Annotated in this window: 21 protein-coding genes and 1 riboswitch; of the genes, 11 read left to right on the top strand and 10 right to left on the bottom strand. The window is 39.6% G+C overall.

Annotated elements, in window-relative coordinates; genetic code table 11:
* Positions 1-93: 93 nt before the first annotated feature.
* The 6 genes from K7X70_RS16060 (at position 94) to K7X70_RS16035 (ending at position 7,492) form a co-directional block, all read left to right on the top strand.
* The gene (locus tag K7X70_RS16060) at positions 94-1,320 is read left to right on the top strand and encodes a multidrug effflux MFS transporter (protein ID WP_222538006.1); all 1,227 of its coding nucleotides are present in this window, start codon (positions 94-96) and stop codon (positions 1,318-1,320) included.
* A gap of 64 nt (positions 1,321-1,384) precedes the next feature.
* Complete coding sequence (locus tag K7X70_RS16055) at positions 1,385-2,554, top strand: hypothetical protein (RefSeq protein ID WP_222538005.1); 1,170 nt, start codon at positions 1,385-1,387, stop codon at positions 2,552-2,554.
* Between the two features lie 10 nt (positions 2,555-2,564).
* Positions 2,565-4,061, top strand: coding sequence for a DUF4833 domain-containing protein (locus K7X70_RS16050; protein ID WP_222538004.1), 1,497 nt, complete (start codon positions 2,565-2,567; stop codon positions 4,059-4,061).
* A gap of 47 nt (positions 4,062-4,108) precedes the next feature.
* Positions 4,109-4,711, top strand: coding sequence for an RNA polymerase sigma-70 factor (locus tag K7X70_RS16045; RefSeq protein WP_255607314.1), 603 nt, complete (start codon positions 4,109-4,111; stop codon positions 4,709-4,711).
* Positions 4,712-4,721: 10 nt separating this feature from the next.
* Positions 4,722-5,696, top strand: a complete 975-nt coding sequence (locus tag K7X70_RS16040) for a FecR domain-containing protein (protein ID WP_222538003.1) — start codon at positions 4,722-4,724, stop codon at positions 5,694-5,696.
* Complete coding sequence (locus tag K7X70_RS16035; protein ID WP_222538002.1) at positions 5,696-7,492, top strand: STN and carboxypeptidase regulatory-like domain-containing protein; 1,797 nt, start codon at positions 5,696-5,698, stop codon at positions 7,490-7,492. Before K7X70_RS16040 ends, K7X70_RS16035 begins: the two co-directional genes overlap by 1 nt.
* Positions 7,493-7,496: 4 nt before the next feature.
* Here K7X70_RS16035 and K7X70_RS16030 read toward each other — a convergent pair whose 3' ends face one another.
* From K7X70_RS16030 to K7X70_RS15995, 8 genes are all read right to left on the bottom strand, one after another.
* Positions 7,497-8,180: an SIR2 family NAD-dependent protein deacylase gene (locus K7X70_RS16030; RefSeq protein ID WP_222538001.1), complete on the bottom strand. Its 684-nt coding sequence runs from the start codon at positions 8,178-8,180 to the stop codon at positions 7,497-7,499.
* A gap of 135 nt (positions 8,181-8,315) precedes the next feature.
* Positions 8,316-8,888: a DUF6580 family putative transport protein gene (locus K7X70_RS16025; protein ID WP_222538000.1), complete on the bottom strand. Its 573-nt coding sequence runs from the start codon at positions 8,886-8,888 to the stop codon at positions 8,316-8,318.
* A gap of 69 nt (positions 8,889-8,957) precedes the next feature.
* Positions 8,958-10,043 carry a DUF5074 domain-containing protein gene (locus K7X70_RS16020; protein ID WP_222537999.1) on the bottom strand — a complete coding sequence of 362 codons (1,086 nt, stop codon included), beginning with the start codon at positions 10,041-10,043 and terminating at the stop codon, positions 8,958-8,960.
* 36 nt (positions 10,044-10,079) lie between these two features.
* A complete protein-coding gene (locus K7X70_RS16015) occupies positions 10,080-10,952 on the bottom strand; it encodes a cell surface protein (protein ID WP_222537998.1) in 873 nt (290 codons plus the stop codon).
* A 41-nt stretch (positions 10,953-10,993) separates the two neighbouring features.
* A complete protein-coding gene (locus K7X70_RS16010; protein ID WP_222537997.1) occupies positions 10,994-12,124 on the bottom strand; it encodes a YncE family protein in 1,131 nt (376 codons plus the stop codon).
* 39 nt (positions 12,125-12,163) lie between these two features.
* Positions 12,164-13,306: a YncE family protein gene (locus tag K7X70_RS16005; protein WP_222537996.1), complete on the bottom strand. Its 1,143-nt coding sequence runs from the start codon at positions 13,304-13,306 to the stop codon at positions 12,164-12,166.
* A 12-nt stretch (positions 13,307-13,318) separates the two neighbouring features.
* Positions 13,319-15,400 carry a TonB-dependent receptor plug domain-containing protein gene (locus tag K7X70_RS16000; protein WP_255607312.1) on the bottom strand — a complete coding sequence of 694 codons (2,082 nt, stop codon included), beginning with the start codon at positions 15,398-15,400 and terminating at the stop codon, positions 13,319-13,321.
* Positions 15,401-15,497: 97 nt separating this feature from the next.
* Positions 15,498-15,701: riboswitch (cobalamin riboswitch) on the bottom strand.
* A gap of 115 nt (positions 15,702-15,816) precedes the next feature.
* Complete coding sequence (locus tag K7X70_RS15995) at positions 15,817-16,698, bottom strand: polyphosphate kinase 2 family protein (RefSeq protein WP_222537995.1); 882 nt, start codon at positions 16,696-16,698, stop codon at positions 15,817-15,819.
* 395 nt (positions 16,699-17,093) lie between these two features.
* Between K7X70_RS15995 and K7X70_RS15990 the strand changes: the two genes are divergently transcribed.
* The 5 genes from K7X70_RS15990 (at position 17,094) to K7X70_RS15970 (ending at position 23,454) form a co-directional block, all read left to right on the top strand.
* On the top strand, positions 17,094-17,846 hold the full coding sequence (locus K7X70_RS15990) for a polysaccharide biosynthesis/export family protein (protein ID WP_222537994.1): 753 nt from the start codon (positions 17,094-17,096) through the stop codon (positions 17,844-17,846).
* A 25-nt stretch (positions 17,847-17,871) separates the two neighbouring features.
* Positions 17,872-20,190 (top strand): GumC family protein, encoded by a 2,319-nt coding sequence (locus tag K7X70_RS15985; protein ID WP_222537993.1) that lies wholly within the window; start codon positions 17,872-17,874, stop codon positions 20,188-20,190.
* Positions 20,191-20,307: 117 nt separating this feature from the next.
* Entirely contained in the window at positions 20,308-20,841 is a 534-nt protein-coding gene (locus K7X70_RS15980) for a UpxY family transcription antiterminator (RefSeq protein ID WP_222537992.1), read from the top strand.
* Positions 20,842-20,953: 112 nt separating this feature from the next.
* The gene (locus tag K7X70_RS15975; RefSeq protein WP_222537991.1) at positions 20,954-22,123 is read left to right on the top strand and encodes a DegT/DnrJ/EryC1/StrS family aminotransferase; all 1,170 of its coding nucleotides are present in this window, start codon (positions 20,954-20,956) and stop codon (positions 22,121-22,123) included.
* 71 nt (positions 22,124-22,194) lie between these two features.
* Entirely contained in the window at positions 22,195-23,454 is a 1,260-nt protein-coding gene (locus K7X70_RS15970; RefSeq protein WP_222537990.1) for a DegT/DnrJ/EryC1/StrS family aminotransferase, read from the top strand.
* Positions 23,455-23,658: 204 nt separating this feature from the next.
* Here K7X70_RS15970 and K7X70_RS15965 read toward each other — a convergent pair whose 3' ends face one another.
* Together K7X70_RS15965 and K7X70_RS15960 are read right to left on the bottom strand one after the other, a co-directional pair.
* Positions 23,659-24,048, bottom strand: coding sequence for a helix-turn-helix domain-containing protein (locus K7X70_RS15965; protein WP_187666493.1), 390 nt, complete (start codon positions 24,046-24,048; stop codon positions 23,659-23,661).
* A 109-nt stretch (positions 24,049-24,157) separates the two neighbouring features.
* On the bottom strand, positions 24,158-26,104 hold the full coding sequence (locus K7X70_RS15960; RefSeq protein ID WP_222537989.1) for a polysaccharide biosynthesis protein: 1,947 nt from the start codon (positions 26,102-26,104) through the stop codon (positions 24,158-24,160).
* Positions 26,105-26,108: the final 4 nt, after the last annotated feature.

Genomic DNA, 26,108 nt, shown 5'->3' with positions numbered 1-26,108 from the left:
TAATTAAAAACCAGAATGCCGGCGATTATGTTTGGAGATAATAACAGATTTCGGCGGATGCCAAAAGTACAATTCCTATATTTGCAGCAGCTAATGACAAAACAAAAATACTTCCTCCTGATTGTATTATTAGGCTCCCTAACCGCGTTAGGCCCCTTTTCAATCGACATGTACCTCCCTGGATTTCCAGCAATTGCAAAAGATCTAAACACTACTGTACTTAAAATATCTCTTTCACTATCCAGTTATTTCATTGGAATCTCTGCTGGCCAGCTCCTATATGGTCCTTTATTAGACCGTTTTGGAAGGAAAAAACCCTTATACATCGGACTGATTGTCTATATTTTGGCTTCTGCAGGCTGCGTATTTGCCAGCAGTCTGGATACCTTAATCGCATTGCGCTTTATGCAGGCAATCGGTAGCTGTGCCGCAGCAGTAGCTTCAATTGCAATGGTTAGAGACCTCTTCCCGGTCAAAGAAAACGCCAAAGTTTTCGCCTTGCTGATGCTGGTAGTGGGTGTTTCGCCAATGGTTGCCCCAACCTTGGGTGGCTATGTTACAGTAGCCTGGGGATGGCATTCTGTATTCATCATTTTGATGGGCTTAGGGATATTGAATCTAGTTGCTAGTTGGCTTTGGTTACCAGATAGCTATAAACCAGATACCAGTCTTTCTTTGAAGCCGGTCCCTATTATCAAAAACTTTCTTTCTGTGATCAAAGATCCACAGTTTTACACCTACGCCTTCAGCGGAGCATTAGCCTTTGCAGGGCTATTTGCCTATATCTCCGGTTCACCGCTCATTTTCATCGATATTTTTAAAGTGTCTGAAGAGGCCTACGGCTGGATTTTCGCCTTGCTGGCTACCGGATTAATTGGTTCAAGTCAAATAAACACCCTGTTATTGAGAAAATACAAAAGTGAACAAGTGATTTTCGCCGCATTGAGCATACAGGTTTTTGTAGTGGTATTTTTCTTGATTGGCAGCGTTTACAATTGGTTTGGCCTTATAGAAACCGTCCTATTACTATTCTTATTCCTATCCTGCCTGGGCTTTACCAATCCAAATACTTCCGCTTTATCACTTGCGCCATTCAGCAAAAATGCCGGGAGTGCATCAGCCTTAATGGGCGCCGTACAAATGGGATTAGGTGCTTTAGCTTCATTCGGAGTCAGCATGTTTGAGATCAGATCGGCCGTTCCTATGGTAGCCATCATGACGGGCACCACTATTATTGCCTTGATGATTCTGATCATTGGTAGAAGAAATATTAAAGTTCAAATTCCAGAAAGTAAAGCGCCAGGTGCCTTTGTGCATTAATTTATTTTAAAAGGTCGTAGGGGTAAGTCCTCCTTGTGTTGTCTCATTTCTAAATCAGACAAAAATGAGGACTACCAATTACAACAAAACTTTAAAATTATTAAAACCAGGTTATCTGGCCATCGCCCTTACCGGCTTACTCCTTTCTTCCGACACCACCGCTTTCGCACAAAGCAGCGGATCAGAAAAAATCCATATTGGATTGGTTTACCCTTTAAGCAGCAATGGTACACACGCCCCCTTAGACACCAATAAGCTTTCTTTTCACTTACTAACAGGGGTTTCCTCTGTTGAAAAAGGATTCAGCTTTGCTGGTCTTTCAAATATTGTCCGCAATGAAGCTACGGGAACACAAATCGGTATATTTTCCAATCATATTGGAAAAAAAGCGACAGGTTTGCAATTTGCCGGATTCCTGAATACTTCCGAAGAAAATCAGGGCGCAGCCTTTGCCGGTTTTGCCAATGTTTCCCGGGGAAATGTGAAAGGCGTTCAATTTGCCGGTTTCAGCAACATTGCCAAAGACCTGAACGGTGCACAGTTTGCCGGCTTCTTAAATAAAGCAAATGCGGTTAAAGGATCACAACTAGCGGGTTTCCTAAACATCGCGAAGAAAAACGTATCTGCATCGCAGTTGGCTGGGTTTATGAATACCGCAGCAGATGTAAAAGGGTCGCAATTTGCCGGATTCATCAATATTGCTAAAAAGGTAAAAGGCATACAAGCCGCAGGATTTATCAATATTGCCGATAGCAGTGATTATCCTATCGGAATCATCAACCTGGTTAAAAAAGGGGAAAAAAGTATCAGTTTAACGATGGATGAGACCCAAACTGGAATGCTTTCTTTCCGTTCCGGAGGAAAGGTTACTTATGGTATTCTAGGCATTGGTTACAACTTAAAGAATAAAAAAGAAGTTTATGCAATGGAAGCCGGCATTGGCGCCCATTGGTTTCAAACGACTGCTTTCAGACTGAACACAGAACTCAGCGCCACCGTTTTAGAAAGCTTTAAATCAGGAGAATATTTTAGATCGGCACTTCGCATTTTACCCGCTTTAAAACTGGGCAACCACCTCGAATTATTTGGAGGCCCCTCCTTTAATTTCCTAAGTACGAACACTACAGAAGGCAGGAACCTCCATGAGAAATTCATCCATACCTGGGGCGATCGTTCCGCGGATTTCCAGGCGTTGTATATCGGCTATTCCGGCGGGATCCAATTCATCTTTTAATCAAAAAACTATGGCAACTTTAACTACCGAATGGCTGGATCTGCTCCCCTTATTTGGGGCAACAAAAATTAACTTTGCAGACAGCTACCTGATGCAGGAGGAAGCTCCCAATTTGATCGCTTATGCACTGCCAGCGGTATTTATCCTGGCATTACTAGAATTTCTGACGTCTCATTTCGGGACGCATAAAACCTATGAAAAAGAAGAAACAATAGGTTCTTTACTGGTAGGAATAGGTAATCTGGTGGTTAATGTGCTGATGAAAGTGGTGCTGATTTATTGCGCAATTTGGATTTACAACCTGCTGCCATGGCGCATGGAACTGAATTGGTGGACGTTAATCCCCTGCTTCCTAATCTACGACTGCTGCAGTTACTGGTCGCACCGCACCTCCCATTTTAACCGCTTCTTTTGGGCAACTCATGTGGTACACCATTCTGCTGAGCACTATAACCTCACTGTTGCTTTCCGGCAAAGCTGGGTGCAGCATTTCAAAACCGTGTTTTTCATTCCGGTTGCATTAATGGGTTTTCATCCAGTGATTTTTTTGGTGGCGAGTCAGCTGAGTACCCTTTATCAGTTCTGGGTGCATACAGAAGCCATCGGTAAGTTGCCCCCGTTTTTTGAAAAATATTTTGGCACTCCTTCTAATCATCGGGTACACCATGGAAGTCAGGAAAAATACCTGGATAAGAATTTCGGTGCCACATTCATGATTTGGGATCATCTGTTCGGCACTTTTCAATATGAGGAGGAAAAGCCTATTTATGGACTGACTACTCCAATTGAAAACAAAAGCAATCCTTTTGTGCTGAACTTCCACGAATACCGTGATATGTTAAAAGATGTACAGCAAAGCGATGGACTCAGGGAGTGTTTGTTTTTCATTTTCGCTAGTCCTGGGAAAATATACCGACATAAATTGAAAAGGGATCAGCAGGTTCATGTAACAAAAGAAACCCATACTAAAACCACAGCCATCGTATTGTTGATCCTCTTGGTATTGACACAGGTGGTAGATGCTCAGCCCCTAAAAAACATCGAGCCTTTGCCTATTCCAAACGGAAAGAATCTCTTATTCTTTCTACAAAGAACCCCAGATGCGAATACGGTGGTTTATGAGCTTAATTATAAAGAAGATGGACAACTAGACCCGAAAGCCCCCGTTAAAGGCTCTTGGATCAGATATGAAGAGCAGGGCAGATTAAAACCGCTGACTAGTATAGAGCAAAAGTTCGCCTATGGCGTAAAATCTAAGGCGCTGGGAAATGAAGCCTATGAAATCCGCCTGGCCGCTTATCAGAAAATGCCAATGTATCTGATCAGGTCTGAAACAGATCAAAAATACCACATCTACATTAAGGATGAAGGGCGTAATCATTTATTGAAACGGGTGTTTGTCCAGGTGAAAGGCGGCTCTTTCTGGTTTCCAAAAGTGGTTTACATTGATCTGATTACCACTAATTCCGAAACAGGTATAGAAATGCTCAAAAGAATTGACCTTTAACAATTTGGTATTACTGACAGTGCATAAGCACATAGAAACTAATATATTTGATTAGAATTAAACGCGTGAAGTTAACAGATCCCCTATCCCCAAATCCACAGCAATATGATGATGCCGCTTTTGAACAATTGTTCAAATTGCATTACAAGGCGCTGCACGCTTATGCTTTTGTGATCTTAAAAGACCATGATACCGCAGAAGAGATGGTTCAAGGTATGTTTATGAAATTCTGGGAAAAGCGGGAAATGCTCCAGATATCGACTTCAATTAAAGCGTACCTATACAAGTGTATTCATAACGACTGTTTGAATTATCTGAAACATGAAAAAATAAAATTTAAACATCAGGAATACACTATGAACAACGTTTTCGATAGCCCAGCGCCGGCTTCTGCGAAGCTAGAAATGAATGATTTAGAAAATAACCTAAATATAGCAATGAATGAGTTGCCTGAACAATGTAGAACGATCTTTCAAATGAGTAGGTTTGAAGAACTTAAATACCGGGAAATTGCAGATCAATTAGGCCTATCTATTAAAACAGTGGAAAATCAAATGGGCAAAGCATTACGGATACTGCGCTTAAAGCTATCTGATTTTCTAGTTCTCATCTTATTAGGTATCATGTATTACAAAGATTTTTTCAATTAACACAATGGCAATGACTGATGAATTATTGATAAAGTTTCTATTGAAAGAAACAAGTGAGGAGGAAAATACGGCCGTTGAAAAATGGCTGGCTGCCGATCCGAACCATATTTCCGAATTTCTGGAACTGGAGAAGATCTGGGAAAGCAGTCAATTACTGGCGCCAAAAAGCTCAGTAAATGAAGAGACTGCCTGGCTCAGCTTCAAAGAAAAAGTGAATAAAAGAGAAAAACCGGCTGAAAAAGAAAAGCCTTTAGTACTGCCCATCAAAAGAAAATATACCTGGATCAATGTGGCAGCAGTATTGATACTCGCCCTTGGTGCCTGGGTCTTTTATGAGGTATTGATACCGGAAAAATATATGGAAATAGCGGCTAATCAGGAAGTCATCATCCAAAAACTACCTGATGGATCAGAGCTTACTATAAACAAGAGATCAGCCTTGAGCTATGCTTCGGACTTCAAGACCGACCGTAGTGTGCGACTGGATTCCGGGGAAGTATTCTTTAATGTGGCTCCAGATAAAAGCCATCCTTTTACCATCGAAGTAGATCAGGTAGCTGTGAAAGTAGTAGGTACATCTTTTAATGTGAAACATGTTCATCAGCAAACAGAAGTAATTGTGGAAACTGGTATCGTCAAAGTGAGCCTGAAAGAAGAAACCATTAATCTGGTAGCCGGAGAACGCGTGCTCATCAATTCCAATACTCAAAAACTGGTTAAAGAACAGCATAAAGATGAGTTGTACAGCTATTACAGAACCAATGTATTTATCCTTAAAAACACGGAACTATGGAAACTGGCTGAAGTATTAAGTCAGGCTTACAACACTAAAATCAATGTAGAACCTGCCATTAAAAATCTGACTCTAAATACTACACTGAAACTTAATGTACCATTAGATTACAACCTGGAAATCATTTGCCAGGTTTTAAATTTAACCTATAGCAGTAACGGAAAGGAAATCCAGCTGTCTAATAAAAAGTAATGAAGACCAAACTCACCTTATTTTTGCTGATCCTTTTTAGTGTTGCAAGTGCACAGTCCCCCGAAATGACGAGTAATGTTCAGCGAAATCTTTCCAGACGTCTAAGCTTTACGGTAAAGCAAGAACCGATTAGTCAGGTACTCAATAAGATGAGTAAGGCTGGAGATTTCTATTTCGCCTATAATGGGGCCTTGTTTAATCAGGATAGCCTGGTGAATATGAACATTAGAAACATGCCGGTAAGGACCATTCTGGATCAGATGTTTGATGGAAAAGTGGATTATAAAGAAAGTGAAAACTACGTGATTTTACGTTATGCAGTCAACCACCTGACCATTGAACCGGATAATATTACTACAGCCGACAACCTTTACCTGATCAGCGGTTATGTGATCGATACACAAACAGGGCGGAAAATAAAACAAGCCAGTGTTTATGAAAAAAGATTACTACAGTCTACCCTAACTGACAATGACGGCTATTTCAAGTTACGTTTTAAAGGAGAACACAAAGAGGTGATCCTGACTGCCAGTAAAGAAACATATAGAGATACCGCCTTGGTTTTCCTGGCCGATATCACCATTAAACCGGAATCTTATGATGACCCCGACAAGGAAAAAGGAACGGTAGCCAATAATGCAATTGAAGAGCTAGGTATCAGTCGGTTTTTCATCTCTTCTACACAAAGAATTCAAAACCTGAATATTCCCAGTTTTTTCGCAAATACACCTTTCCAGGCTTCCCTTACCCCTGGACTGAGTTCTCATGGAATGATGAGTTCCAAAGTAATCAATAAAGTTTCTTTAAATGTGATTGGAGGTTATACTGCCGGAGTGGATGGCTTTGAAATCGCCGGGCTTTTTAACCTTAGTAAAGGTGAAGTCAGGGCATTACAAGTGGCAGGTGCTTTCAATGTGGTTGGAGGTTCCGTACAAGGGATACAGGTGGCCGGCTTACACAATGATGTGCGAACCAATATGAAGGGTCTGCAAGTTGCTGGGGCTTTAAATGTAGTGAAACGGAATGCGGAAGGTTTTCAGATTGCAGGGCTTGCTAATATGGTAACTGGCGACATGAAAGGTTTCCAGACAGCAGGAGCACTTAATGTTAACATCGGAAATAAAGATGGTTTTCAGGTTTCCGGATTGGTAAATATCAATTCCAGAAATTCCAGGGGCGTTGAAATTGCCGGTCTGGCTAATATTTCTTCCAGAACATCATCAGGAATACAGATTGCAGGATTATTCAATATTGCAAAGAACAATACTGGTTTTCAATTAGCCCTCCTGAACTTTTCAGGTTCCTCAACAGGCACCAGCTTAGGTCTGCTCAATTTTGTAGGGGATGGTTACCATAAGTTCTCTGTTTCTACAAATGAATTGGTACAAACGAATGTGGCTTTAAAAACCGGAAATGCCAACCTTTATAATATCCTTTTTATTGGCAAAACCTTTACTGACACTGCAAAAATAGCCACACTTGGCCTGGGTTTTGGCCATGACTTCATCTTCAGCAAACACCTGTCGGTTGCACCAGAACTTAGCTTTCAATACCTGTATCTTGGCAACTGGAAATATTCGAATATCCTGACTAAATTCCAGATGAACCTGCAGATACAATTGCTGAAAGGTATCGCCATATTCGGCGGACCGGCTTACTCTTTTTACAACAGCGATGCTCCTATTGGTTCAAGCTCAAAAAATTACAAGCAGCAGGTAGTGCCCGACAAACACCACAGTTTTAGTGGGAACAACAAAGGTTGGTATGGATGGAATGCAGGGATTACCTTTTTCTAATCCCTTAAGTTAACAGTTCCACAAGATCCCTCATTCCTGCAATAGCCCTCTTTTCGATTTTAATCACCTGATGGCTATTTTTCAGCTTTGGGATTTTTGGATCAATAATGTAAGTTGGACTTTGCGCAGGAACAAAATCAATCAGTCCGGCAGCTGGATATACCGCCAAGGAAGTACCTATTAATACAAATACTTCGGCGGCCGCACAAATTCTAGCCGCCTCCTCAATCATAGGCACCGCTTCTCCAAACCAAACGACATGTGCCCTCAACTGTGTTCCCAACTCGCAAAACTCTCCCATTTTTAACTCCCAGCCATGAATTGGATAGGTTAAATCAGGATTTCCGTCGGATTGTGAACGCGTAATGACCCCATGTAAATGCGTCACTTTTGTAGAACCTGCCCTTTCATGTAAATCGTCTATATTTTGGGTGATGATGTGGACATCGTATTCTGCCTCCAATTCTGCCAATGCCCTGTGTGCATCATTAGGCTGTGCCAACAACACCTGTTTTCTGCGTTGGTTATAAAAATCCTGCACCATTTCCGGATTTTTTCGCCAGGCTTCAGGTGTAGCAACGTCATAAACATTAAAGCCCTCCCATAAGCCGTCCGTATCCCTAAAGGTTTTCAATCCGCTTTCTGCACTGATTCCCGCTCCCGTTAATACGACTAATTTCTTTTTCATAAGGTTGAATTTAATGATAAAATGGGGACAAGCCATGGTAAATACAGGTAAAAAAAATCCCGGGATGCTGAGGAGTATGCTCCGCAACAATCCCGGGATTGCTTATCTCTTATAACTGTAATTAATCCTTTTTAACTATGCTTTAGCTAAACTTAACGATGGATATTTCGCTTTCAGCACTTCAAAAGCACCAAACATAACTGCTCCATACACTACTGTACCGTAAAGGAAATTCAATTCGAATGGAATGGCATTGATTAAACATTGTCCGTAACCAGCTAATGTTGTTGGATAAATACTTGGTACATACATTGGACCAATGTCAGCTAAAATCCAGTGAAGAAATACGCCAATAAATGTAGCGCCTATAAACGTACCTACATTTACTTTTTTCATCATCAGTTTACCAACGGCTACCATTGCAATGATGGCAATATAAGTCCAGTACCAGCCCGCATAGAAAAACCCGTAACCTGATATTTTTGCAATAAAAACATCACTCAGCACCAATATCAGCATAGGAAAAGCAAATGCTTTAACATTATTATTGAAATATGCGCCGCCAAATAAGGCAATTGCTCCTACAGCTGAAAAGTTAGCGATCTCTTTAAAGTCGCCAGACAAAGGTGCTGTAATACGGATAATGCTTACAAAAATGATCATCAACAACAGGATGATCGAACGCGGGTTGAATTTAGATTCAGACATATTCATGTATATATTATAAAACAAAGTTATATTTTTTCCACGGCATAAAAAAGCCTATGGCGACAAGCTTTAGTGGAAGGCAAACATTGCCGGAAAATAATAACCGCTGAATGGAACTGTTTTACTTAATGTTCCAGTTTTTGCATCATAGATATTCAGGAAATTACTTACGTACCCACTCAACAATGTAGTCGTTACAATCTGATCTGTTTTAGCATAATAACCCAGATTCTTTTTATAGAAACTCTGGAGATCAGGAGTCGTAATAAAAGGTTTATCTAGAGAAGTTTTATCACCAGACACATATTTGTAAATGTTTTTACCACCACCCCATCCACTGGAAATGTTAATCATAAACACCGCATTTTCTTTAGTAGAGGCAATCATTGGTGAAGAAAACCAGGCATTATAAGTACTGAAAGTGCTAAAAGGCAATTCAATAGTTTCCGTTTCCAAGGTTACTGGGTTAGATTTATATAGGTTTTTACCACCTGTAAACCATACATTTCCATCTGGTGTTTTTACAAAGCCCATCGTTACCCCAGAAATTTTCTTTTGAACAGACAGGTCTGAAACATTGTAAATTATCGCACCTTCCGTTTGAGAAAGCGTGTAGATATATTTATCTGTTTTCAGCATATCCCCCATTTGCCCTTTAGAGCCTATTAATCTAAATGTAGGCTTAAAGGTCTTTAGATTTACCAAATAAACCCCATCGCTGCTGCTTAAAAGACCATTATTCTCATCTATACCCACAAATGCTCGCCAATCGTACTCCGTAGATGCAGGAATTCTACCGACTTCTTTCATCGTTAACGCATCAGCCACGACTACAGGTCCTTTTGCTTTACTCACTACATATAAGTTTTTATTGAAAACAGTACCAAATTGCACCGTAGAGCTTGCTGGCTCAAAGCCTTTTCCAGTATTCTCCTTTTGGAAAATACTATCTCTCAATGTTCCAGTTCCTGCATCATAAAATGATACTGATCCAGTACCATGACCAAACCATCCTTCATGGATGATAAAAAAACCATTTTCATACTTCCCAGGAACTTCTGGTACTACTACTGTTTCTGCATCCTTCTTACACGAGAATAGCGCAACGGAGAAAACAGCTGCTAATGCTAATCTTTTAAAATTGGTAATCTTCATTTAGTTTGTTGAATTGTACTATTAATTTTTAAGGTATTACTGCTTTTTAATCAGGCTGATGTCTTCTACACCCGTAACTTCTGTAGATAGTTCTCCCAACCATCCCAGGTCTGCCTGGACCCCAGTTTGGATTTTAATGAAATTGATTCCTTTCAAAACCACTTTTTTTCCATTTTGATCTATCGCATTTGCGATGTCAATTTTATCCCCGTCCACTAAATTATCTGCGTAACCCCATTCAAAAGGCTTACTGATGATCATTGAAGGAACGGTCATATCCACATGCGTTGAAGGCAGTTTAGAACCTTTTATCGTATAGCTGGTAATCGTTTTCCCATCCTTGTCTTTCATATCAGGGAAATAAGCCTGCCCATGGTAGCTATTTGTCTTTACTACGCCAGAATGACCATCGCTATCTAACCATGGTACTGGATCAATATCAGCCGCAGGTTTGCTGTAGGTCACAGCATAATTGCGCTGATAACCTGGTTTATTGAACTCGCTGCCCGCAACTTCATACCAGGTATCATCCGCCAATCCATTGCCATTGGTGTCTTCCATAACCCAAACAATGCCTGGCTCTGAGAAGTTTTCAAATGGATTTCCATAAACAATGATATCGTCTTTATCTGACTGATTGATAACGGTGTGGTCAAAGCCAAGCACAATAAATCCACCCCAAGCACCTAGACTCACCATTCCTTTTTTACCGATGATCGTATTAGCACCTTTCAAATTGCCAAGATCAGTATTGATAAACTGGCCTGGAGCCGGCTGATATTCGATTAATTTAGAGACAAAACTCGTTGGAACAATTGGAGGTTCTGGTGTTGGCGTTGGTTCTGAGTCTTTTGAACAGGATGCCAAAGCGGCCATTCCCACAAAAGCCAGGTAGTGCTTAATTTTCATTATATGATGATTTTAGATATGATATTTAATAGGAAAAATGGTTAATAGCCATATTTGAATGCTGCTAGTTTAGGCGCAATTCCCGTTTCAAAACTGAATTTAGTTTTTCCATCTGCTCCGAAACAGAACATCGTACCATTACCGGTAAAAGTCTTTGCATCGGCGATATAAAATGTCTTTTCAAATGGGTCTAATGTCACTCCATAAGGTCCTTTGATTACGGTAGCATCCTTTACCAGATCAGCACCCAAAGTACCAGTGTTGGTGTCAAAGAATTTAACAGCAGCAGCATATGGAGCAGTTGAAGCATAACCAATTGCAAAACCTGTTGTTCCGGTGATGCTCAGAAATGAAAGACCTAAATCACTGCCAGTACTGATTCTAGTATCTGAAGTACTGCTCAACCTATCAATTGTGCCTGGAATAGTCGGATACTGACCAGAAGTCTGCACAAATAAATCGCCAGAAGGTGCTGCAGAAATTGCTCTTGGATTAAGGGCAGTAGGAATTTCTTTCAACTTAGTAAAGGTAGCGATATCCACTACGGATACAGAAGAACTAATAGGTGAAGGGAATGATGGGTGTACTGAATTGGTCACATAAATTTTGTTTTTAGCGATGGCCAATTGCTCTAAGGCACCACCAACAAGTAATCTGCTGTCGATCGTTAAACTCGCAGTATCCAATCTCGTAATTTTTCCATCATAACCTGAGATATAGGCTTTGTTTTTATCAAACACAATATTTCTCGGCATAAAGCCTCCGTTTTCATCTGAAAAAGCAATGCGCTTCAATGATTTTCCGGTCGACTCGCTGATCACTTCCAGGTAAGAATCTTTAGCGCTCTGAGTTGTTCCAGTGATCACGCAATAGATTTTACTGCCATATTGCTTCAGGTCGTTCGCATTATCACCAAGTGCTTTATTGTTTTGCTTCTTGAAATAATCGATCTCCACTTTTTGTGATACCACATCATAGTAGCTGATAGAGCTCGCTGAACCACCTGTCGTTGCGCTGTAGGTACCTTCATTGAGTACATATACGCCAACGGTAGACAGGGATGCTGGCGGAATTTCAGGTAATTTATCTTTTTTACAAGCAGTTAATGATAGTATGCCTGCTGTGGCAAGGAAGAGAAATACTCTACCTGATTTAGTAATTGATGTATTCATGTTTAGGTTGTTTATATTTTAGATTGTGTTTATAATGACTTATTTATATACCATGGCAAAATGGGCAGGAATATCGCCTGTAACCACCGACCATTTTTTTCTTCCTGAGGGGTCAAAGCAATATAGTACTCCCGGCGAAACGTAATCCCGGGCATCCGTTACAAAAACTTCTTTCGTGTATTTATCCACTGCAATCCCATATGGAATCATAATATTAGCTTCTGTTCCATCTGTGATGAAGTTTTTACTCAAAATTCTCTCCTCTTTTACATCCAGCATTCCATAGCTCAGGGTAAATTTCCCAGTATTATTACTCCATTCTGAGCCATAGAAATAGGCAATATCATCATCTATGGCAAGATTACTGGCCCCAATATCAAAACGTGTTTTTATTTTATCGTTTTTGGTATCAATCACAAATATTTTGGAGTGAATATCTAAGTAATTCCCTCTGGAAGTCACATAAATATCTCCGTATTTATCTGCTTTTACGCGATGTAGATTGATGGCAACTTCTATATTTTTAACTACTGTAAATGAGTTCAGATCAACAACAGAAACCCTGGTATCATAGTTTAAAGGGGTGTATCCACCTGAATTGGCAACGTATAATTTTTGCCCTACAACCGCCATTTCTTCAGGTTGCCTGCCTACTTCTACTCGTTTTTCTTCAGTAAGCGAGGTGGTATCTATTTGTATAACCACTCCATTCGGCGCGTTTGGCACGCCTATTTTTCCGAGGTAAGCACTTACATAAGCTTTCCCAGCATTAAAAGTGATATAGCGCGCATTCGTCACGTTAATTTGTCTAATTCGCTTGCCAGTTTTAGCATCCATCACTTCTACTTTATTAGAAGCATTGACTACTACATATAACTTAGATCCATAGATCGCAATGTCATTACCTACATCCCCAAGACCGTTGATTTGTCCGGGATTCTGCTGATTATAAATGTTTCTTCTGTAGATTCCAGTAGAAAAATCCATATAATCTAAGGAGGCTTTATTCATGCCCATATTCCCTTCATTTACCAGGTAAAATCCTTGTAGCTGACGCGAAGGATTAGCTGGCAATACACGATCCTGCTCTTCTGGAATGACCTGCGCATCCTTGCGGCAGGCAGTTATGTATAAGCTCAGCAAGATCAATAGGATCAAAGCGGAATTTCTATGGATTTTCATTCTATTCATATTTTAATATTCATAGGTTAAACTGAATCGGTAAGAGCGACCTGGCATCGGATAATTTGTGATGACTGCATAAGCCTGATTTAAGAGGTTGTTAACCTCCCCTGTCAGCCTTAATTTCCGTTTCTGGATTTGCGTATTGTAATGCAGGGCCAGATCATGGGTATAAAAGGGCTGCACGTAATTTTTAGGAATATTGGCACTCTGGTCGTACCGCTCACCTGTATATAGGTAGCTGTAATTCAAGGCAAATTTCTTATAGGAAGCCCCAGCTAAAAAGGTGCCGCTATGTTTAGGAGTATAAGGGATCTGATCTTTATAAGTCGTAGATATTGGATCAGCATCAATCGCCTGTTGATAAGTATAGGTAAGCCCCAGACTTAAATTAAGGGCACCAGCCAATTCCCAAGCGGACTGAACATTGACATCCATTCCTTTTATTGCTACTTTTCCTAAGTTTCTCATACTCCACATGGCCTGTGAGGTTCCCGGAACGGCCACAATCTTATCTTTCAACTGATTAAAGTAAGCATCAGCCTGGATAGAAAACTGTTTAAGCGCGCGATTCTCATAACCTTTGATATAAGTAAAACCGAGATCATATTGTTTGGTATATTCCGGACGCAGCACCGTAAACTGGTAAAAAGTATAATAAAGATCGTTAAAGGTAGGCATCCGGAAAATGCTCTTATAAAAAGATCGGATCCTGAATTCCTTTTGATTAAAAGGCTGCCAGGATACCATTACTGAAGGTGTCAGCTCATTTTTACTTCCTGCTGCAGGACCGGATTCTACTTTATCCTTCAGCAGGGTACTCAATAGATTGGCCTGAATATCTAGCCGGTCGAAATGAAATTGAGTCGCTACAGCATTCAGCAAAGTATATCTTGTGGGATACGCAAAGAGGTCCAGATTGGCATTCATATCGTTTAGCTGATAATCAGCAGACCAGACCACATCCCAGAATTTATTAATTTTCAGTTTATTCGCTAAAGAGAAATAGAGTTCCTGCTGATGGTAAGTATTGTCTAGAAAACCTGTGGTTTTTACAATATCCGGATTCAGGAAACGCATGTAATCATTTGAATATTTGGCTGAAGCGACCAGGCTGTATTTCCCAATGTTCTTTTCATAAGCAGATTGCGCAAAGAAATTGCGGTTCCACATACGTTGTGCAAAGTGAAAAACGTTGGCTACGATGGCGCCAGGTAAACCCTGATTGTCCTTGTAACCATATAGCTTTACATTCCATTTACTACTATCGGATAAGATGCCATTTAAACCAAGCTCTAGTCGCATCGCTTCTACATCCCCATCCGTACGGACTGCTGTAGTATCATATACCCCATTCGTAATGCGGTATTTGTAACGACCGTTTGCTTTTTTCAATTCTGCACTCACCGTGCTGTAAGTATGCTCGCTCAGTTTGCTTTGCCACAATATAGAAGGATTTACCAATCCAAATGAGCCTGTTCTGAAAGCCGCTTTAAGTCGGCTACTGCTGCCAGGTTCAAAATATGGCTGCCTGGCTTTCAGGTATAAAGAACTTGCCGAAGCAAAGCCTTTAGCAGACTGAAGAATGCTGCTCTTCTGTCCATTATACAATTCTATCTCTTCAATGTTATCTAATGAAAACTTACCAAGATCTACCTGTCCATTTTGCGCATTCCCCAATTGTACACCATCATAAAACACTGCAGTATGGTTACTCCCCATACTACGAACATTAATGGTTTTTAACCCGCCAATTCCGCCGTAGTCTTTAAGCTGTACCCCAGAGAAATAACGCACTGCATCGGCAACGGAAAGGCTATTTAGTTTTTCCAGCTCTGCACCAGAAAGGATTTGTAAAGGAGTGGAAGACGTTTGTCGCCTGCTGAGTTTTATGGTTTTAATCTGCACTTCTTTCAAAGCATTGACTTTTTCCAGGGAATCTTGTTTTACTGACTGACCCCGACGACTTTCTGGTTTAACTGGCTGAGTCTGTGCCTGCAAATTTAAAGGCATGACTCCTCCGAGCCCTGTAAAGGCTAGAAAAGTAAAAAAACAAGCGCTGATGCCTAAACCGGCAAATTTGTTTCTTCTCATTTTTGTTGTGAGTTATTTACCCACAGCAAACAGTTAGATCAAGGAAATGAAATACAGTAAACAAGCACTCACTCCAAGCTTCAATCCCCGAAAGCTATGAAATATTATACTTATGGCAGGTCTTCTGACTTACTCCCGGTGATCCTGCCTTCCCAATTCAAACCCTAAATAGAGTAAAAAAAAGTGGCTTCGATTTGAATACCGTTATAGAGCTTACAGCTGCGGGACAGTTACGGATTTACACCGTATTCCCTTTTAATCCAGGTAAAAATTACTTGGAACCAAAAGCGTGGCAAATGTACTCAATTATCTAGCGAAGAACAAACTTTAGCCATTGTTATAATCGCTGATGGATGGAAAAGGAGCTTGCTAGAAGGTGGCATAGAGAACTTCGCCCCTCTTCGGGGCGGAAGATTTCAGCCACCGAGTAGTAAGCTCCTTTGTATTTCTTCTAATTTTGCCATTTCATCATCACCAAGTACAGGAAATTTAAGGTCCATATCTTTCAAATGCTGCTCTAAAATCTGGCTAATCAATAACCTCGCATACCACTTTTTATCTGCAGGAATAATATACCAGGGTGCTTTTTCAGTAGAGGTTTCTTCAATAGCCTGTTCGTAGGCCGACATGTAATCGCCCCATTTTTCCCGCTCTGTAATGTCAGCTGAAGAGAACTTCCAGTTTTTAACCGGATTGTCTATCCGCTCTAAAAACCTTTCTTTTTGTTCATCTTTAGATACATAAAGGAAAAACTTGATCACCACAGTTCCATTATCGGTAATGTGCTTTTCGAAATTTCGAATACTCTCATATCTCCTTTTCCAAAACTTATCATCTATCTTCTTTACCGTATCATATCCAGGGATTTTCTCATTGAGTACATATTCAGGATGGACTTTACAAACCAGTACATTTTCATAATGGGACCTGTTGTGAATGCCAATACGACCTCTTTCTGGCAGGGCTTTATAATGTCGCCATAGAAAATCATGGTCATATTCTTCGGAGGTTGGCGTCTTAAAGCTATACACCTGACAACCCTGAGGATTTAATCCAGACATCACATGAGCAATCGCACTATCTTTTCCTGCGGCATCCATCGCCTGGAATAAAATAAGAATAGAATGAGAATCAGCGGCATACAAGGTTTCCTGCAATTTACTCAGTGCTTCTTTCGTCAGGTCCAATTCTTCCTTTCCAGCTTCCTTTTCCCGGTCACCTGTATAGGCAGTATCATAATCTTTAAGTGAAAATTTCTTACCGGGCATAACCCGGGATTTTTCGATCTCCTTTTTCATTGGCAATTATTTGTCTTTACTTGATAGAACGTTCATTGGATCCCGAATGTTTAAATTAAATGGTGTTTAAATTTAAAACGGAGATAGACATTCGAATTAAAAGTCAATAATTTTCATTTTACGCGCTGTGCTCCTTCTTTTTCCGGAATGCCAGACAACTATTCATTTTTAGCTGTCCAGCGACTGCAAAGTAACTGTGAAAACATAGCTATTATTTATCACTAATTTGTGTAATTCATTCTGCAATTTGCGCAGTTTCGTAAATCAGATGTGTGCAAGTTCACAATTTAAAACACAACTTGAACAACTACTCTTTTTATGGTTTTTTATTTATCTAACTTTATTCTAAGAATTCCGGGGATATCAAGTAGTTAATTCATTTAACCTCCATCAAAATGAAAAATTTAACGTTTACTGTGTTCATTTCACTGATTTTTTTCAGTTGTGCTCCACAAAGAAACCTAGTCTATTTTAGCAACCTTTCCAAAGGCTCCAATGATCTTATTCAAAGTGCAGCCCAGTTAAAACTGCAAAAGAATGACCAGCTGAGCATCTCTCTGACCAGCTTAAATACGGAGTATAATGTATTATTTGCGAGTGCAAATGCAAATAATAGTAATACGCCTATAAACAGCAAAGGTGGTTTCAGGATTAACAATGCCGGAAACATTAATCTACCACTGATTGGAGAAGTAAAAGTGGAAGGTTTAAGTCTGGAAGAAGCCCAGGCTTTAATTACCCAGGTATTAAGAAAACAGATCAAGGACCCTTATGTGGATCTACAGCTTCTCAATTTTAAAATCACGGTAATTGGGGAGGTAAATCATCCGGCTTCATTAAATGTTCCTGGCGAGCAGATTAATTTATTAGAGGCTTTGGGGATGGCTGGAGACATGACTGTTTTTGGCAAACGAGAAAACGTATTGGTGATTCGGGAAGAAGATGGGGTACGTAACATGGCCAGGTTAAATCTTAATGACAAGGACACTTACAACTCCCCGTATTTCCATTTAAAACAGAATGACATCGTATATGTCGAGCCCGACAAATCAAAAGAAAGACAGGTCAATTCAAACAACACCTTACTTCCTATCATATCTACCTGCGTTTCAGCAGCCGCTGTATTACTCACTGTTATACTAAGATAATCCGTTCTATTTTAATTATAAAATTATGAACTCAAACGTTTATCAACAAACGCCCACTGCGCTGGAGAATTTAAGGGAAAATATACAGCAGTATTTAAAATATTGGTATGCTTTTGTTCTGGCATTCTTAATATGTCTTGGGGCTAGTTTTCTGTACCTGCAAACCCTTAGTCCGAGATACAAAGTAAGCAGTACTTTAATGGTTCAGGACGATCAAAAAGGCGAAGGACAAGTTAAGGAAAGTGCATTTAGCGACCTGAATATGTTCCGCAGCGATCGCAAAGCAGACAATGAGATGGAAGTTTTGCGTTCCAGAGATCTAATTTATAAAACGCTGAAAGCACTAAATTTAGAAACTGCTTATTTTATTAAAGGCACCTTAAATGACAAAGAACTTTACGGAAAAAATGTACCGATAAAAGTGAGTGTTATTGGCGTAAATGCGAGTGGATACCTTAAAAAACCGACAGTAACTCCTTATAGTGATCAAGCGTACATCTTAACAGACAATAAGAACAAGTATACATTGCCTTACGACAGTGTGGTACAACAATCTGGCTATAAAATTATCGTCAGCAAAGGTCCTGCTTTTAAAAATTTTACTGCTCCAGTGCTTTTGAAATTCAAAAACCTGCATCGCATGGCAGAATCCTATAGTTTAACAGGCCTTGTCGTGCTGCCTGTTGTAAAAGATGCCAACACGATAATTATCAGTTTAACGGATAATATTCCTCAAAGAGGGCTTGATATTCTAACGGTACTCATCAAAAAATACAATGAGGAAGATGTGATCAGAAAAAACCTGATTGCCATGAATACCATTAAATTTATTGACAAAAGACTGAATGCACTGAGCGAGGATTTAACCGGTGTGGAGCATGATGTAGAAAATTACAAACAGCAGAACATGGTGACCGATGTCAATGCTGATGCAGTTGTCAATGTGGCTAAATCCGGAGAATACGGACAAATGCTGTCTTCAACAAATACCCAGCTCAACGTCCTTTCTTCCTTGGAAAAATACCTCCAAAACAACAACTTAAATGTGGTTCCTAGCGCGTTAAACATCAATAATGCGACCTTAAACGACTTAACCGCTAAATATAACGCGACCCAGCAGGAAAGGGCAAAAATGCTGAGGAGTTCTGAGGAAAGCAATCCTTTAGTACAAAACCTCACGGCCCAATTAGTAAGTTTAAAATCGAATATCCAGGAAAACCTGCAAAATATCAAAAGGGGTTTGCAGATTGAAAGAAACAGTCAGCAGGCCATGAACTCAAGATTTAATTCTAAGGTCCGTTCGGTACCTGCAGTGGAGCGCGGGCTATTGGAAAGAACCAGAGAACAAAGCGTAAAATCCGGATTGTATAGATATCTATTGCAAAAAAGAGAAGAAACAACGCTATCCTTATCTGCCACTGTTCCTACTTCTCAAATCATTGATAAACCAGCGTACAATAGTGTACCTGTAACGCCAAAAAAGGAATTGATATACCTATGTGCCAGCTTCGCTGGTCTCCTCATCCCTGGTGCATTTATCTACGGCAGGTCATTACTCAATAATAAAGTACGAGACGTAAAAGACATACAACTGCTGACCGGCGTGCCTGTTTTAGGCGTATTAAACCATGTCAGCAAAAATGAAGCAACTATGATAGATCACAACAGCAGGTCAACCATTACTGAATTATTCAGGTACATCAGAAGTAACCTTAACTTCATGAACAATGGGATGCCTGATCAGGTGATGTTGATCACTTCCTGTATGAAATCCGAAGGAAAAACATTTTTCTCTATCAACCTGGGCCTGACTTTAGCTTCTGTAAATAAACGAGTGGTGTTACTGGAATTCGATATGCGCGAGCCTCAGTTACTTCAGAAACTCCATTTAAATTCAAAAATCGGAATCACAGATTACCTGCTGAATCCCGATGTGAGCATCGATGATCTGCTCATGAATTCAAGAAAGTACCATGATTTAATTGTGGTAGACTGTGGTCCTATTACCAGCAACCCTGCGGAGCTGATGATGCATCCTAAGATTGGAAAACTAATAGAAGAATTGAAGAGCAGGTTCGACTATGTAATCATAGACACTGCCCCTGTTGGACAAGTTGCTGATGCTTTTAGTTTATCTGCCTACACCGATCTCAGCATTTACCTGATCCGTTACAATTATACTGATAAACTGCAGTTGAACATATTAAAAGATATTCTGTATTATAAAAAACTGACTAACCCTATGGTCGTCTTTAATGATGCAAAAGTTGAGAACAGCAATACCTATGGTTATGGAGGATTTGGATACGGGTACGGTTTAGGTTACCAGGTCTCAAAAAACTAATTCATAATTACCCCTAATATAAGTGTTTCAATACCACGATCATGTAAGTGATGTAGCGAAGCTCTGTCCTTTTTATATCAGTACTAATTATTGCCTTCACAATTAAATATTCTCGATATGGAAAATCAATTCGGCTCCAGGAGCAACTGGAGCAGGCACTGGCTTGTAGTTTATACCCGTCCGAGATGGGAAAAAAAAGTGGATCGATTGCTAAAACAGCAGGACATTAAATCCTACTGTCCAGTTCGCAGCATCACCAATCAATGGGCAGATCGAAAGAAAATTGTGGATTTACCCTTGTTTAGCGGTTATGTATTTGTTTGGGTAAATGAACGCGAAGAATACAAAGTAAGACAAACCTTAGGGGTATTAAACTTCATTTATTATATGGGAAAACCTGCAATAATCAGGGATAGTGTGATTGAAAAAATCGAGGAACTGATGAATAGAAATGTAGCTTGTGAAATCATCAATTCACAAGATATAAATCTTGGTGACCGTATCCGTATAAAACACGGCATATTTTACAATCAGGAAGGAACCGTGATTAAGGTACAGGGCAAGCACGTCCTGATGGTTCTGGACCATCTGAACTGTGCTGTGGTGAGCAGTGTTCCCATTGCTGATATCATACTAAATACAGCCATATAAGTTAGACAAATACTCCAAAAACTTTCTTTTCAAAGAAACCTCCTGTCCATTTATGATCCTCTTAAATGGCCGCTGCGCTATGCAATAAATTTCCACCTTTAAAACTAATCCTATGATTCCTGTAACTAAACCATTTCTCCCAAAAGCAGAAGAATTTAAAGAATATCTAGACAGTATTTGGGAACGTCAATGGCTCACCAATAATGGGCCATTACTAAATGATCTTGAATTAAAACTTAAACAATATCTGAATGTAAACCACATGCTGTTCGTCTGTAACGGTACTTTTGCTTTGCAGTTAGCCATTAGAGCATTGGAGCTAAAAGGTGAGATTATCACTACCCCTTTCTCTTATGTTGCCACCACGAGCAGTATAGTTTGGGAAGGCTGCAAACCAGTTTATGTAGACATCGACAATGAGACCTTTAACATAGATCCGACTAAAATTGAGGCTGCGATTACCCCTCGCACTTCCGCCATTCTGGCCACCCATGTTTATGGAAATCCATGCGACATTGATGCCATTCAAGCGATAGCAGACAGACATGGATTAAAGGTAATTTATGATGCAGCACATTGTTTTGGGACGCAGTACAAAAACAGGTCTGTATTTGATTACGGGGACATCACTACGACCAGTTTCCATGCCACAAAGCTCTTCCATACGACAGAGGGAGGAGCTGTTTTCACGCGTGATCCTGAGCTCCTGAATAAAATGCAGTACATCCGGAATTTTGGCCATAGCAGTCCTGATACTTTTGCAGGATTGGGCGTAAATGGCAAAAATTGCGAATTTCATGCGGCTATGGGCTTGTGTAATTTGAAGTATGTGGATGAGATCCTCGAAAGAAGAAAACTCCTGTCTCTTCATTATTTCCAGCAATTAAGGAAAATTAAAGGTCGTTTTCCAAAGCTGAATAAAGATAAAGATTATAATTACGCCTATTTCCCGGTATTGTTTGAGACGGAACAATTAAGACAGCGGTGTATGGAAAAACTCGAACTTTCCCAAGTGTACTGCAGACGGTATTTTTCACCATCTCTATCTACCCTACCTTATGTGGATCCGGTGTCCATGCCTGTTTGCGAGGATATTTCCCGCAGGATTGTTTGTCTGCCGCTCTATCATACTTTAACACTTCCTGACCTGGACATGATTTGCAGGGTCATTTTAAGAACTCAGAATTATGCCGATGCAGTACCAGTCGCTACAGATAATTTTGGCGTACAGGTGACCAACAAAATTGCCACAGAAATTAATGATTTAAGGGCGATCAATTGATGCTATCAGGAAGTTCTGCTCTTTCATTAAACAAACCAATCATAAGCTTTCATCAACTTAAACCTAAAATCATGAATATTTCATTCTCACCACCGTTTATTGACCAAAATGTAATTAATGAAGTAATGGATACGCTGAAGTCCGGCTGGATTACCTCCGGACCAAAAGTGATGGCACTGGAAATGGAGGTGATGCGCTTAACCAGATCTAAAGCTGCCGTCTGCGTTAACTCCTGGACTTCTGGTGCAGTTATGATGTTAAAATGGTTTGGTGTAAAAGAAGGCGATGAAGTCATTATACCTGCATATTCTTATTGTGCAACCGCTTTATGTGTTTTACATTGCGGCGCTACACCGGTGATGGTAGATATTGCTGACGACCTTACCATAGACCCGCAACGCATAAAAATGGCCATTACCTCTAGAACAAAGGCTATTATTGCGGTCGACATTGCTGGTTTACCCTGTGATTACAACAGCATTAAATCATTAATCAGGAGCGCCAGGATCAGAAGCTTATTTACGGCGAATTCAGAAGAGCAGCGAAAACTTGGCAGAATCCTCTTGATTGCAGACGCCGCACACTCCATTGGCTCTACTTATATGGGCCACTCCGCAGCGGTAAGCAGCGACGTAACTATCTTTTCTTTTCATGCTGTAAAAAATATTACCACTGCTGAAGGAGGCTGTGCCTGCTTAAACTTACCCGGTAATTTCGACCACAATGAAGAGTATAAGTTTCTCAAAATCTTTTCATTAAATGGCCAGAATAAAGATGCTTATGCGAAATCAAAAGGGGCCAACTGGAAGTATGATATCCTCTACAAAGGATTAAAAATTAATATGCCGGATATATGTGCGGCTATAGGCTTAGCACAAATCAAACAGTATAAGCGCTTGCTACTGCCTGAACGTAAAAAAATCGCAGAAAAATATTGCAGCATTTTAAGTAATTACGAATGGTTCATACCACCAACCTTAAAAGATTATTCCAGGGAATCTTCTTATCACATCTTCCCGATGCGCATTAAGCATATCACAGAAGCTCAAAGGGATCGTATTATTGAAGACATCGTTGCTTTCGGAGTCATCGTCAACGTTCATTTTATACCAATGCCGATGTTAACCTATTTTAAGAAAACGGGATATAATATTGTGAATTATCCAAACAGCTATAAACAATATGCCTGTGAAATTTCCTTACCTATCTACCCTACACTAACCGATGAAGATACAGACTACATTATTGATGCCGTGATTAAATCTGTCCAATCACAAATGCTGCATAACAAACATCAGGAATTGTCACTTATCAAATCATACCGCAGTTAATTTTTTGGTAATTGCCCTTGTTCGTTATTAAAAAGGATGTCTGAAAGACATCCTTTTTTTTTTGCCAAAAGATCAGTATTCCTATCCAGGCTTAAGCCAGCTGATTGCCCAGACATAAAAAAAGGTATCCAAAACATTTGGACACCTTTTTCAGTTTCTAGCTGAGGCTAGTTGTTAAATAAAAATCTTTTTGGGGTTGAGTAATTACTCGTCTGATCTCATTTCTTTATACTGTTTCGGAAAGCTCTGACTTAACAGCTCGTTGTATTTTTCGAGTAGTTTAATGTATTTGTTCATCCAATAATTTACGGCGGTTGAGTAGTTCGCCGTAGCACTTTCTTCATTGCTCATCAGATCTAGTTTCTTTTCTCTAGCCTCATCTTGCAAACGAGCAAAATCATCCGGAAATTCTTTAGAAAAGTCATGATTAATGACGTTCCCAATTTTACAAATAACATCAAAACTTAAAGACTCTTGATCAAACCAATTATATATGGTTCGTCTACTAACGTGTAATTTCCTAGAAAGTTCAGTGATCCCCATATGATCCTTTCTTACAACATGTTCAATTACTTGACCTACATTTAAATTCATAGAAATAAGTTTAATATGTTAACTAGAATTAGAGGGATGAGATCTATATTAAAAATAACAAAATTATGACAATAAAGCAAATGAAATTTTAAAAAATAAAAATTTATGATCAACCAACCATATAATGATCTATGTCTTCATATTTTGAGTTTTTACTCTTAAAATCTGGAATAATTTCCTTCATTTTCTTAACCATTGCCAAGTCATTATTGGAATTATTAAGCAGCAGCAGCTCTTCAATTACATTTTGTACGTAGAAGATACTATAGCTTATAATTTTTGAGATTTTAATTTTTGGGTGATAGGTAGAGATAGTTTGTTCTTCCACCAGCAGCAGTTCTTCGTATAATTTTTCTCCAGGTCTAAGTCCGGTAAATATTATTTTGATGTCTTTATCTGGGATTAATCCGGCTAATTTAATCATGTTTGTAGCCAGGTCTACAATCTTAATGGGTTCTCCCATATCAAAGATATAGATCTCTCCCCCATTGCCCATAGCTGCAGCTTCCAATACCAATTGCACCGATTCTGGAATAGTCATGAAATACCTGGTGATTTCCGGATGCGTGACTGCAACTGGTCCTCCACGAGCGATCTGTGCTTTAAATCTTGGGATCACAGAGCCATTAGAGCCCAGCACATTGCCAAATCTGGTGGTAATAAATTTTGTCCGTGTTTCTGCTTGATGGACAATTGATTTATCATTCGATAAGGTGAGGTTTTTCTCATTGTTCAGGGATTGAATGTACATTTCCGCCAGGCGTTTAGAGGCCCCCATAATATTAGTTGGTCTTACGGCTTTATCTGTGGAGATCATTACAAATTTTTCAACACCATACTCTATGGCTAAATCTGCAATGTTTTTAGTGCCCATTACATTGGTCAAAATGGCTTCTGAAGGATTATTCTCCATCATTGGAACATGTTTATAAGCTGCTGCATGGAAAACAATCTGAGGTTGATACTCCTCGAAAATCGATTTCATCCGGCATCTATTTTGAATATTCGCCATGACAACATGAGTTTTGGCTCCTTTAAAATCATCCTCAATCTCTAATTGCAGATCGTGCAGAGGCGTTTCAGCCTGATCACATAACACCACAAATTCTGGATTAAAGCCTACGATCTGACGTACAATTTCAGAACCTATAGAGCCCGCAGCACCTGTGATCAGGATGCGTTTTCCCTGCATTTCTCTTAAGATGTTGTTTTTGGTCAGGACGATTGGTTCCCTATGCAATAAATCCTCGATTTTTAAATCTTTAATTTGATTCGGTGTCAGTTTACCATATAACCATTTATCAGATTGCGGAACCGTAACTACTTTTATGCCTAGTTCAATACATTTATCAATCGTTACTTTCTTCCCGTTTATATTCAAATCATCACCAACAAAAAGCACTTTCTGTATGTTAAATTTCCGCTGTAAAGCTTCTATTGATTTAGAATGATACACGTTTTTCTGCTCAATATGTTTATTGATTTTATCGGCATTGTCATCTACAAAAGCAAAGACATTTAAGTTATCCGTATTTCCTCCCTCCAGCGCTTTTTTAACCAGAATAGAATCTCTTCCGGAGCCATAAATCAGTATATTCTCTTTCTTATCATTGGGCTCCATTGTTTTCACATAAAAAAACAGATTTTTCACTGCTACCCTGAGCATAATCAGCAAAGATGAAGAGACGAAGAAATTAATAATCAGCACTTCGGGAAACCATTTTGAAGAGAGTTTAAAATCTGGTACAAAAAAGACGTTACTCGTAATGGTAAAAATAATACTGGTGAACAGTACTGCCATAAATATCCTTATGATATCCTCTGTATTAGAATACCTTATAATTCCAGTATGGATACGCATCACCATAAATACGGCAATTGAAATCAAGCTATACAAAGAGGTATAAATGACAAAATTTGAATAGCCTAACTCCACATATTCAAATTTGTGAAGCAGCAGGAAGGACATAAATAATGTCCATATAACGATAATCTGATCAATAAATAGGATCAGCCAACGCGAATATATTTTATCACGAAATAGGAGCATTTTCATAATA

The sequence above is a fragment of the Pedobacter polysacchareus genome (assembly GCF_019802255.1).
GTDB classification, from domain to species: Bacteria; Bacteroidota; Bacteroidia; order Sphingobacteriales; family Sphingobacteriaceae; genus Pedobacter; species Pedobacter polysacchareus.
This window is presented reverse-complemented; position numbering and strand designations above follow the sequence as displayed.